At 67.1% G+C, this 11,106-nt stretch carries 7 protein-coding genes; 2 read left to right on the top strand and 5 right to left on the bottom strand.

What is annotated here, in order from left to right; all coding sequences use genetic code 11:
• Window positions 1-202: 202 nt before the first annotated feature.
• Window positions 203-4,558 (bottom strand): PAS domain S-box protein, encoded by a 4,356-nt coding sequence (locus V5B60_RS16155; protein WP_332348171.1) that lies wholly within the window; start codon window positions 4,556-4,558, stop codon window positions 203-205.
• Window positions 4,559-4,566: 8 nt separating this feature from the next.
• Window positions 4,567-5,694 (bottom strand): ABC transporter substrate-binding protein, encoded by a 1,128-nt coding sequence (locus V5B60_RS16150; protein WP_332348168.1) that lies wholly within the window; start codon window positions 5,692-5,694, stop codon window positions 4,567-4,569.
• A gap of 285 nt (window positions 5,695-5,979) precedes the next feature.
• Between V5B60_RS16150 and V5B60_RS16145 the strand changes: the two genes are divergently transcribed.
• Window positions 5,980-6,915, top strand: a complete 936-nt coding sequence (locus tag V5B60_RS16145; RefSeq protein ID WP_332348166.1) for a DMT family transporter — start codon at window positions 5,980-5,982, stop codon at window positions 6,913-6,915.
• Here V5B60_RS16145 and V5B60_RS16140 read toward each other — a convergent pair.
• Entirely contained in the window at window positions 6,876-7,928 is a 1,053-nt protein-coding gene (locus tag V5B60_RS16140) for a type IV toxin-antitoxin system AbiEi family antitoxin (RefSeq protein ID WP_332348164.1), read from the bottom strand. The two genes, V5B60_RS16145 and V5B60_RS16140, sit on opposite strands and share 40 nt — an antisense overlap.
• A 65-nt stretch (window positions 7,929-7,993) precedes the next feature.
• Window positions 7,994-8,350, bottom strand: a complete 357-nt coding sequence (locus V5B60_RS16135; RefSeq protein WP_332348162.1) for a DUF2917 domain-containing protein — start codon at window positions 8,348-8,350, stop codon at window positions 7,994-7,996.
• A 227-nt stretch (window positions 8,351-8,577) separates the two neighbouring features.
• On the opposite strand from V5B60_RS16135, the gene V5B60_RS16130 reads away from it, so the two are divergent.
• The gene (locus tag V5B60_RS16130) at window positions 8,578-9,996 is read left to right on the top strand and encodes a PLP-dependent aminotransferase family protein (RefSeq protein WP_332348160.1); all 1,419 of its coding nucleotides are present in this window, start codon (window positions 8,578-8,580) and stop codon (window positions 9,994-9,996) included.
• 10 nt (window positions 9,997-10,006) lie between these two features.
• On the opposite strand, the gene V5B60_RS16125 is transcribed toward V5B60_RS16130, so the two are convergent.
• Window positions 10,007-10,909: a hypothetical protein gene (locus V5B60_RS16125; RefSeq protein WP_332348158.1), complete on the bottom strand. Its 903-nt coding sequence runs from the start codon at window positions 10,907-10,909 to the stop codon at window positions 10,007-10,009.
• Window positions 10,910-11,106: the final 197 nt, after the last annotated feature.

Genomic DNA, 11,106 nt, shown 5'->3' with positions numbered 1-11,106 from the left:
GCCGCGGCATCGCCGGCACGATTCCCGCCGACGCCGCCACTCTTTTTTTCAGCTTAGCAGAAAGGAGCGCTGACGCGCACCACCGTAAGCCGTCATGACGATCGCACGGTGGATGCCGCCTCGTCTGCACCTGCGACGCGTGACGTTTGCGGCCAACGCGGCTTCGCGGCACCCGTCTGCGCCATCGCCGCGGACTGCCATGTCACCCGACAACTCGCCGCTCCGGCGCATTGCACGGCAGACTGAGCCTGAAAGTGCTGCCCTTTCCGGGCGCACTGTCGACCGCGATCGTCCCGCCCAGCACGCCGGTGACCAGGTTGTAGACGATGTACAACCCGAGGCCGCTGCCACCCTGCCCCAGGCGGGTCGTGAAGAAGGGTTCGAAGATCCGCTTCAGGGTCGCCGACGGCATGCCGACACCGTCGTCAGCACACGAAAGCAGCACCTGCGCGTCGCCGACGGCAGTCGCCTGCAGCAGGATGCGGCCGCAGTCGACTCCGGCCAGGCCATGGCTGACCGCGTTGCCCACGAGATTGGCGATCACCTGCTCGAGCGGCCCCGGGTAGCTGTCCATCAGCAGCCCGGCAGGAATGTCGAGATCGATCCGGTGCGGGCTGTTCTTGAAGCTGAAGCGCAGCGCGCTGAGCATCTCTTCGACCGTTTGCCGGAGATCGAAGACGCGACGACGGGCGCTGCTCTGGTCCACCGCAACCTGCTTGAAGTGACCGATCAGATCGGCCGCGCGGGCGCTGTTGCGTTCCAGCAGATCGACGGCCTCGCGTCCGCGGTTGAGGAAACGATCGACCTGGGAGCGGCGCAGGCTGCCCGCGTCGACCGCTGTGGCGAAGGCCCGCAGCTCCTCGGCGAGCAGGCTGGCGACGACGCGACTGTTGCCCAGCGGCGTGTTCAACTCGTGCGCCACGCCGGCGACCAGATTGCCCAGGGCGGCCAGCTTCTCGGCCTGCAGGAGTTGTTCCATCGCCTGCCGCAACTCGCGCGTGCGCTCGCTGACCAGTTCCTCGAGGTGCTCCCGGTGGTGCAGCAGTTCCTCCTCCGCCCGCTTGCGATCGGTGACGTCGAAGATCAATGACAGAAGGACCTCCTTTTCACCGAGACGGATGATCTCGCCCGAGTAGAGCGCTTCCCGGATTTCGCCCGTGCTGGTGCGAAAGCGCGCCGGCATTTCACGGCAAGCGCCGTGCAAACGGACCCGCTCGACCATCCGCTCACGGGCTCCCGAGTCAGCCCAGATTCCAAGCTCGACCGAGCTGCTGCCAACCAGTTGCGCGCGTGAATAGCAGAGCATTTTCTGCATCTGTTCGTTCACATCGTGGTAAACCCCGGTATCGATGGCGCTGATCGCCATCGGTGCCGGACTCGAGTGGAAGGCCTTGGCGAAACGCTCCTCGCTCTCGCGCACCGCTGCTTCCGCCCGCTTGTGCTCGGTGACATCGGCGCCGACACTGAAGACCTCGATTACCTGCCCCCAGTCGTTGAATACCGCCCGGTTGGTCCAGGACACCCAGACGCGTTCGCCACCGCGGCGCATGTTCTCGTTCACGTGGTGCGCGAAGTCTTCCGGCCGCTGGCAGATGCGCTCCATCAGTGGCAGCAGTTCCTCGCCGTCACTCGCCGCCGGCGGGACGATCGTGCCGACGACATGGTGCCCGATCAGCTCCTCTTCCGTATAGCCGAAGAACCTGATCCCGAACTCGTTGATGAAGCTGATCTCGCCCTTCGGTGTCCAGCGCAGGATGATGCTGTTCGCGTTCTCCACCAGCTCGCGATATTTCATTTCGCTCGCCAACAGCGCCCGCTCCGATCGTCTGCGTTCGGTGATGTCGGTGGCCAGGACGAGTTCCGCCCGCCGCCCTTCGTAGGAAAGCGCATGCGAGACGATCTCGACGTCGATCAGCTCGCCATCCTTGCGCCGATGACGCCAGAAGCCCGTGTAATCGGCAACCTCCTCGACGGCGATGACGTCCTCGGAGAGCAGTGGCGTCCGCTCGTCGGCCCCGAGGTCGAGAATGCTCATGTTGAGGAACTCGGCACGCGAGTAACCATAGGTCGCGATCGCTGCCTGATTGACGGTCAGGAAGGCCAACGTCTCGGCATCGAAGACCCACATCGGATGCGGCGTGCTGTCGAAAAGCAGGCGGTAGCGCGCCTCGCTGTCGCGCAGTGCGGCATCGACCCGATCGCGCTGGTCACGGATGCGCAACACCGAGATGCCGAAAGCCAGGTCATCCGCCAGTTCGCCGAGCAGCGCCACTTCCGCCTGATCGAAAGCGCCGACGGCCGCGGCGTAGATGCTCAGCGAGCCGAAGCTCCGTCCGGCCTCGCGCAGTGGCAGCGCACAGAGCGCAGCGTAGCCACGCTCGAGCGCCTGCGTCCGCCAGGGCGCAAACCGTGGCTCGTTCGCCAGATCCTTGATGACGCAGGGGCGACCGCTGCGGATCGCCTCACCGTTCGCACCCCGGCCGCGTTCGCCATCGGCCCAACTGGTAGCCAACTGATCGAGATAACCTGCTTCGTGACCCGCCGACGCCGCGGGCCGAATCGATCGTGCCGCATCTCGCTCCGCGTAACCGACCCAGGCCATCCGGTAACCACCGGTATGGACGACGATCGAACAGACCGTCGTCAGCAGTTCGCCTTCGTCACGAGCGCGGATCAGCGCTTGATTGCAGTCGCTGACCATGCGCAACTGCCGATTGAGCCGCCGCAGTTCCTCCTCGACACGCTTGCGCTCACTGATGTCGATGACGACTCCCTGATAATGGCGAATCGTTCCGGCCTCGTCGCGTTCGGCCGCGGTCAGGTCATCGACCCAGCGAACCGCGCCGCTCCTGGTGACGATCCGGTACTCCTGGCTGAAGTGATCGCGGCCCAGTTGGGCATGCTCCAGCAATTCCCGGGCGACCCGCTCGACGTCGTCGGGATGGATCAAAGACGCATAAGTGATTTCTCCATCGAGCAATTCGTGGGCAGCGTAGCCAAACTGCCCGATGTTGTCGGAGACGAACACGGTCGGCCAGCCGGCATCCGCTCGCCAGCGAAAGACCACCGCCGGGCTGTTCTCCACCACCAGCTTGGCCTGGCGCAGGGCCTCGTCGACCTGTTGCCGCCGCGTGATGTCGCGCGCGGTCCCGCGATAGCCGACGAAACGTCCCGCGTCGTCAAACAGGGGCTGGCCGCTGACCGCCACCCAGTGCCAGGACCCGGACTCGGAGCGCAGCGCATACTCGAAATCACGAAACGGCTGGCGTGCCTCGAGCAGACGGCGATGCGCCTGCCATTCCGGAGCACCCAGGTTGTTCGGCAACTCCCAGCGCGTCCTGCCGAGGGATAGCCGCAGGTCGAAACCGTTCTCCGCAAGCGCCGATACCGCTCCACCTGCCGACACATAGGTGAAACGAAACTCTTCGTCCTGTTCCCAGAACCAGTCGGAAGCCAGCGCCGAGAGGTCACGAAAGCGAGTCTCGCTGGCGCGCAGCGCCTGCTCGCGCTGGCGGATCGCCTGCGACATGCGATCGAGATCGGCAGCCAGCTGGTCGAGTTCCTTGATCCTCAGCAGCGGCCAGGGGCGACCGTAATCGCCACCGGCAATGGCGTGTGTCTGGTCGGTGTAGCGGCCGATTCGCTGTGCGAGGCGGCGGGCGAGCAGCAGCGTCGCGCCGCTGCCGAGCAGCAACGCCAACAGAACGCCGGCAGCGAGTATCCACAGGCTCGCCTGGAACGGTCGCAAGGCGTCGAGTCGTGGCTGCGCAACGAGGACCGTCCACCCGAGTTGCGGCACTTGAACCAGCGTCGCCATGAACCTTTCGCCGTCGAGTTCGAGATCGTGGCGGTCGAAGCGCCCTTGCAGCGCATCCTCGACGATCGGCAGGTGACCAAGGTTGATCTGCTGACCGCCGAGGCGACTTTGCGAATGCGCGATGACCTGACCGCGGCGATCGAGGACCATCGTCAGCATGCCGGCTTCCGTCGGCAACTGGCCGAGGAACTCGGCCAGCCGGTTGATCGCCACTTCGCCGATCAGCACCCGATCGCCGACCGGAATCGCCAGGCTGACCGCCAGCCGCGCACTGACCGCGGAGAGGAAGACCTCGGACCAGACCGGAGCCTGCCGCTGACGAGCCTCGTGCAGGACGCTCCAGCGCGAGAGGTCGACACCGATCAGGTCGTCACGCTGCACCTGCTGCCCCGGTGGCAGAGCAACGGCGAGCACGGCGTCGTCATCGGCTGCCAGGTAGATCGCCGCGAAGACGGCGCCGGAGTTGCCGTGGGTATCGAGCAGCTTCTGCAACTGCGGCCCCGGCGGCAGAGCACTGTTCCCGATGTACGCCGCCAGTGTGGACATCTCCCGGCCGGCGCCGCGCAGGTATTCCTCGACTTGGCCGGCAATTGCGCGGGCAAGCACCTCATGCCGCGCCTCGATGCCGGCAATCACCGGCGGCAGCAGGACCTGCAGCAGCAGTGCGGCGACGAGGAGCAGCGGCAGCACGCTGGCGACGATGAAGCGCCACGCCAGCCACTGCCAGAGAGGTCGCGCCACGCGTCCTCCTACTCCACCACCACCAGACGCCCGTCGCGCACCACGGTCATGAACACGCCGAGTTGCACGTCGCCCGCATCGTCGAAGACGATCGGCGCCTGCAGACCGTCGAAGCGACGGACGCTCAACAGGGCCTCCTTGACGCCCTGCTCGCCCTGCCGTCGCGCCAGCGCCTCGAGCAGCACGTTGGCGGCATCAAAGGCGAGCGCACCACCGAAGCCCGGATCGCGATGGAAACGCTCGCCGTAGGCCTCGCGAAAGGCCAAGTAGCGTGGTGCCTCGCTGCCGCGATTGAAGTTCTGCCCCACCAGCAGCCCCTCGACGGCCTTGCCGCCCAGTTCGATCAGTCGCTCGGTGGCGGCCCATTCGGCAGCAAGGATCGGCAGGTCGCTGCCGAGCTTGCGGAGCTGCTGGCACAACAGCGCGGTGTCGACCGAATTGGCGACGATCAGGATGCCGTCGGCGCGGCTGCCCAGGAGCTCTTCGGCCAGCTGCCGCAGGGATTTGTCGCCGCCCGATTCGAAAGCGATCGTCGTCAGCAACTGCCCGCCACCACCCTCGAAAGCGTTCCGGAAGCCACCAAGCCAGGTCTCGCTGTAGGCCTTGTTGCTCAGATCGTAGGCCACAGCCAGGCGCCGCTGGTCCGCATGCCGCTGCAGATGGCGACGCGCAACCTCGGCGGCATTGGCATGGTTCGACGAACCGACGCGAAAGAAGAAGTCGTCGCGGCCGCTGAGGTCTTCGGTCGAGACCGTCGGACTGAGCAGCAAGAGCTTCGCCTCGTTGGCGATCGGTACCATCGCCATGGCCATGGCGCTCGTCATCGGCCCGACGACGGCGACGACGCCCTGGTCGATCAGCTCGCGCAGGACACGCGCCGCCACCTCGGGGTTCTGCTCGTCGTCCCGGATCAGCAGCCTTACCGCGCGCCCGCCGACGCCTCCGGCCTGATTGCGCAGATCGACGGCCAGCTGCACGCCGTCGCGACCGGCAATGCCGAGATCCGCGACCCGCCCCGAAGTGCCGCCGATGAAGCCGATGCTGATCGGTTCCGGTGGCGGTGCGCAGCCAGCCAAGAGCAGCGCCAGGGCAACGACCAGCAGCGGTGCCCGGCACTCGGCCCTTCCCCATTGCATCCATGCGTTTCCCAACATCGTCCGCGCCCTCGCCCCCATCGCCGCCAAAGCAACCACTTTACCGACAATTCCCGCTCGCCGGTACCGCTGCAACGCCTGCCGGCCACCAACGGCGCCGGATTGTCGCCGCTTGGCAGCGCTCGGCCAGTGACGTTCCCGGTCCATCGGCAGAAATCGTCGCCAGCACCGCCGCCGAGAGCCGCCGTCGGCAATCACCGTCAGGCGACTCACGGCGATGCCGCTTTGGCGGTAGAATCCGGCCCTCCGTTCGCGCCGGACGTATCGATGCAATCGCTCTGGATGGTCCTCGCCAGCCTCTTTTTCGCCTGTATGGGCGTCTGCGTCAAACTGGCCGCGGCGAGCCACTCTGCCGGGGAGATCGTCTTCTACCGCAGCGTGCTGTCGCTGCTCGCCATGTTCCTGCTCGTCCGCCTGCGCGGTGTGCCGCTGCGCACGCCACACTGGCGTTGGCAGATCAGCCGCGGCGCGGTCGGCTTCGCGGCACTGCTCGCCTACTTCTGGGCGATCACCTTGCTGCCGCTGGCCACGGCCGTCACCCTGAACTACACCTCTGCCATTTTCCTGGCAATCTATCTGGCCGTCGCCGGGCAGCGGCCGACCACCGGCGTCTTCTTCGCACTGGCGCTCGGCCTCGCCGGTGTCGGCCTGCTGCTGCGGCCGAGCTGGGGTGCGGACCAACTGCCCGCTGCACTCCTCGGCCTGGCTTCCGGTGCACTCGCAGGCATGGCCTATTTCAGTGTCCGCGAGCTGGGTCTACGAGGCGAGCCCGAGAGCCGGACCGTCTTCTACTTTTCCCTCGTGTCGTCGCTCGGCGCCACCTGTTGGCTGGCCTTTTCCAAGCTGCATCCGATCGATCTGCGCAGCGGCAGCCTGCTGTTAGGCGTCGCGGCTTTCGCCACTGCCGCCCAACTGGCGATGACGCGCGCCTATGCCGCGAGTCGCACGCTCCTGTCGGCGGCTCTCGCCTACACCACGGTGATCTTCGCCAGCTTCTTCGGCATCGTCATCTGGAACGAGACACTCGACCGCTGGTCCTGGCTGGCGATCGGGCTGATCATCCTGTCCGGCGTTGCAGCAACGCACTTCTCGGCGCCGTCGCCCAGCCGGCGGACCTTTCCCTGGCGTCCGCCGGCAACGACGCCCGGCCGATGGCAAGGGATTCAGCGGGACGGAAAGGCGCGCGCCAGAAAGCTCTCGTAGACCGCCTGCGCCGCCTCACAGCAATGTCCGTTGCCGGTGGCCAGCAGGTCGGCGTAGACCAGCGCCGGGGGCACCGTCTGCGGCCCCGTGGCCGCTGCCAGAGCTTCGCCCCAGAACGGCTTGCGCAGTTCGAGCAGGCCCTGGTAGTCGGCTGGACCGGCCGGAACGAGATGCCCGAGAGTGACCAGTCGTGCCGGCAATCTGTCGCCATAGAGCGTCAGGATCCCCGGCTGCAGACTGCAGCCGAGCAGCTTGGCCGCCGGCTCTCCCCCCCAGCGCAGAGATGCGGAAGGCAGCGGCCACTCCGGCCAGCGAGCGAAGTTTCCAGCCACATGACGAGCGCTCAGGGTCCGCCCACGCAGACCGACGGCATAGGCCTGCGCCCATTCGTCGAGCAGTCGCTTGCTGGCGTTCAGCCGCCGCTGTCGTTGCTGCACCAGCAGCGACTCGTCCCGCTGCAGATCGGCGAGAACTGCCGGCAGGGACCCGAGCGCGACGTTCGCCGCCGCCGCGATCGTTCGGTAGGGTGCGGCCGCCAGTTGTGGGTCGCAGATCAGCGCGAAAAGCACCTTCAGACGACTGTTGCTGAAGCCCCGGCTGGCGCGCAGGGCGATCTCCTTCGCATCCGGCTTGCGGCCCTTGACGAGGACGAGGAACGAGGGGGTCTCCAGGTAGGCATTGCCCGCCGCGTCGGCGAACTGTTGCTGGCTGGCTTGCAGGCGCTCCGCCAGTGGCGGGCTGACATGGTCGGTGACCAGGAGCGCCGGTGGCTGGCCGGCGTCGACCGGTTGCCGCAACTGCGCCAGCACCGCGCCGAGGCTGCTCTGCGTCAACCGCCCCTTGACCACGACCGAGTAGTCGCTGCTGCCGCGCCCTCTGGCAACACGCAGCCAAGTGCGTGCGTGCCCGTCCGTCTGGGCCGCGTGATCGGCCTGCACCGCCACTACCAGGCTGTGGGCACGCAAGGCCTGCACGGTCCGGTCGAGAACCACGCCTGCATCCGCCGTTTTCATCGCGCCTCGCCCGAAACCGAATGAACACGGGCGAATTGTGAACGAAAACCCGCCTCCGTTCAAGATCAGCCGGCGGTGGCCGAACCCTCGCGCCACGCCAGCCGCGGACGCCAGACGGACGGGCGCAACGCCAACGGTCGCCGGCGCCAGTAGCCGCGCGCGGCGCGCCACAGCGTCGCCCAGCCAGGCAGCGGCTGCTCGAGCTGGACGCGCGCCGTGCCGATGGCCTCGACCAGCGCGAGACCGTTGCTGCGCACCCGATGACTCTCACCCGCCGCAAGCAGGATGTCGCCTGCTTCACCGGCGACCGTCAGCCAGGCGATGCCGGCCGTGCAGTTGATGCGGACGCCACGCGCCGCGAGCAGCCGCAGCGGCCGGTTCGCGGTGAGGCAGATCTGGCTGTTGCATGGATCGAGTTTCATGGCAGGTCTCCTGACTGGTTGGTGGCGTCTCGTCCACCGGCGCGAGCGGCTGCTCGTGCCGGCATCGGCCGCCGTGAAGGGTTACTCTGATGGCGATCCGACAGCTGCAGTGTATGGCGACCGGCGAGTGTGGTACAGTGACAATCCTGATGAATTGTGAGCGAAACAGTTGGCTTGTTTTCCAACTGTGCTGGTCTTTACTGCCGACAACTGTACTGGCGAGACGAATGGAAGCTGAGGCACTGCGCTACGAGAAACTGGCCGAGGATCTGCGCGGCATCATCGCCGCCGGTAACCTGCAACCCGGCGAACGCCTGCCTTCGGTGCGGCGCCTGTCGCGCGAACGCCGCCTGTCGGTGTCGACGGTGCTGCAGGCGCTGCACCAACTCGAGGATCGCGGACTCGTCGAGGCGCGGCCGCAGTCGGGCTATTTCGTCCGCCACCCAGGCGTCCGGCGCGCGCAACCGGACAGCCGCTCGCCGCCGGATATTCCGGTGGCGGTCGATGTCAGCCAGCGGCTGATGCGCGTGCTGCAGGCCGGGGTGGCCCCTGGTGTGGCGCCGCTGGCAGCGGCGCTGCCGGCCTCCGGCCTGCTGCCGCTGGCCTCGCTGCAGCGGCTGTACGCCGGCGTCGTCCGGCGCCATCCGCGACTGCTCGCGGGCGGCAGCCACATCAACATGGACGAGGCCGCGCTCGTGCGGCAGTTGCTGTTGCGTTCAGTCGCCTGGGCCGGCGGGCTGGCCGCCAGCGAGTTCGTCATCACCAATTCCTGCACCGAGGCGCTCGCCCTGTGCCTGCGGGCGGTGACCAGTCCCGGCGACATCGTGGCCGTCGAATCGCCTGCCTACTACCTGATGCTGCAACTGCTCGAATCGCTTGGCCTGAAGGCGCTCGAGATTCCGACCGACCCCGGCCGCGGGCTGTCGATCGAAGCCCTTGATCTGGCGACCCGCGATGGCCGGGTCGCCGCCTGCCTGCTGGTGCCCAATGCCAGCAACCCGCTCGGCAGCATCATGCCGGACGAAAACAAGCGGCGACTGGCACGGCTCGCCGCTGACCGCGGCTTGCCGGTGATCGAGGACGACATCTACGGCGACCTCCACTTCGGCAACGAACGTCCGCGGCCGATCAAGGCTTTCGACGGAAGCGGCCAGGTGATGCTCTGCTCGTCGTTCTCGAAGTGTCTTTCGCCGGCGCTGCGGATCGGCTTCATCGCCGGCGGACGCTACCGCTCGCAGATCGCCCTGCAGAAGACGATCGGCAGCGGCGCGACGAATCCGGTGACGCAACTGGTGCTCGCCGAGTACCTCGCGTCGGGTGCCTGCGAGCGCCATCTGCGCACGCTGCGGCGCGCCTACCAGCGGCAGGTCGAGGCCATGCGCGGAGCAGTCGCCCGCTACTTTCCGGCCGAGACCCGGATCACCGAGCCGCAGGGCGGTTTCGTGTTGTGGGTCGAGCTGCCGCCCGAGATCGATGCCAGCGCGCGCTTCGAGCAGGCGATCGCTGCCGGCGTGGCCTACGTTCCGGGCGAACTTTTCTCGGCCAGCGGCATGTATCGCAACTGCTTGCGCCTGAACTGCGGCAACCCGCATTCGCCGGAGATCGACGACGCAGTTCGCCGGCTCGGCGATCTGCTCAGCCGCTGACACAGCAGCTTCAGCGGCCGGACTCCGTCTGGCGCTCGACAAGCAGCACGCGGCCGCGGCCCTGTTCGGCGAGCAGAAGACGGCCCGGCGCCAGCGCCAGTATCGTCTGGGCCGAACGCAGACCGCTCAGGATGACGTGCAGCTGACCGGAGCGGTCGAGCAGCAGCAGCCGCGCCCGGTGCGTCGCGTCCTCGCTGATCCACAGCCCTTCCTCGTCACACATCAGGAAACCCGGAGCATCGAGGTCGGCGACGAGCAGCGGATCGCTGCCGTCCGCCGACCAGCGGCGGACGCTTCCCTTTCCCGAACCCTTGCCCTTCAGCGTGTAGAAGAGGTCACCGTTGCCACAGATCGCCAACCCCTCGGCCTCGCGCAGACCGCCGCGGAGGACGCTCAGCGTGCCGCTGACCGCGTCCAGCCGCAGCAGACGCCCTTCTGCCGGCAGATCCTCGATGGCATAGAGTGCGCGGCCGTCACTCGCGAGACCTTCGACATTCCGCCCGGTCATCAGGGTTTCGCTCTGCCCGTCGCGCCACCAGAGAACCCGCTGCTCGCCGCCTTCCTGGCTGAGCGCCAGCCCGCCGCGATACGACAACAGCCCATCCGGCTTCGAAAGGCCCGCGAGCACTTCCGACACGCGGCCATCGGGACTGCGCCGGAAGAGCGATCCGCGGCCGTTGCCGAGTTCCCGGGTCCAGTAGAGCGACCCTTCGGGATCGGTGGCCAGGGCGCTGACCTGCGGCAGATCGTCGAGATGGACCCGATACGCCCAGCCTGCGGCAGCCGTCACCGGGTAGAAGTGTTGCCAGGCAAGAAAAAGCAGTCCGCTGAGAACGGCTGCCGCCACTGCCCAGAGCATCCACGCGCGCTCCGAGACTGCCGCGCGAATCGAGTTCCAGTTCAAGTTGTCCAATGTGCAGATTTTCCGGCTCGAAGAGTGCGACATGCCGTGTGTGCAGGAATCGCCTGCGCGCGAAATCCGCAAGGTTGTGCCCCGATCGTACTCTTCCTTGCCGCGAGAGCTGCCGTCAGCCTGCATGAATCGTCCTCGATGAGAATGGCCAGATCTGCCGGAAGCGCTTGTCTCCGGTGGCCACGCGGATCTTCCGA

The organism is Accumulibacter sp., from assembly GCF_036625195.1.
Classification (GTDB): Bacteria; Pseudomonadota; Gammaproteobacteria; order Burkholderiales; family Rhodocyclaceae; genus Accumulibacter.
Note: the sequence above shows the minus strand (reverse complement) of the source record. Positions and strands in the feature narration are given on the sequence as shown.

Excerpts from the sequence above, each read along its gene's own strand:
- V5B60_RS16150 (WP_332348168.1), bottom strand. The coding sequence starts at position 5,694 with ATGCAATGGGGAAGGGCCGAGTGCCGGGCACCGCTGCTGGTCGTTGCC.
- V5B60_RS16145 (WP_332348166.1), top strand. The coding sequence starts at position 5,980 with ATGCAATCGCTCTGGATGGTCCTCGCCAGCCTCTTTTTCGCCTGTATG.
- V5B60_RS16140 (WP_332348164.1), bottom strand. The coding sequence starts at position 7,928 with ATGAAAACGGCGGATGCAGGCGTGGTTCTCGACCGGACCGTGCAGGCC.
- V5B60_RS16135 (WP_332348162.1), bottom strand. The coding sequence starts at position 8,350 with ATGAAACTCGATCCATGCAACAGCCAGATCTGCCTCACCGCGAACCGG.
- V5B60_RS16130 (WP_332348160.1), top strand. The coding sequence starts at position 8,578 with ATGGAAGCTGAGGCACTGCGCTACGAGAAACTGGCCGAGGATCTGCGC.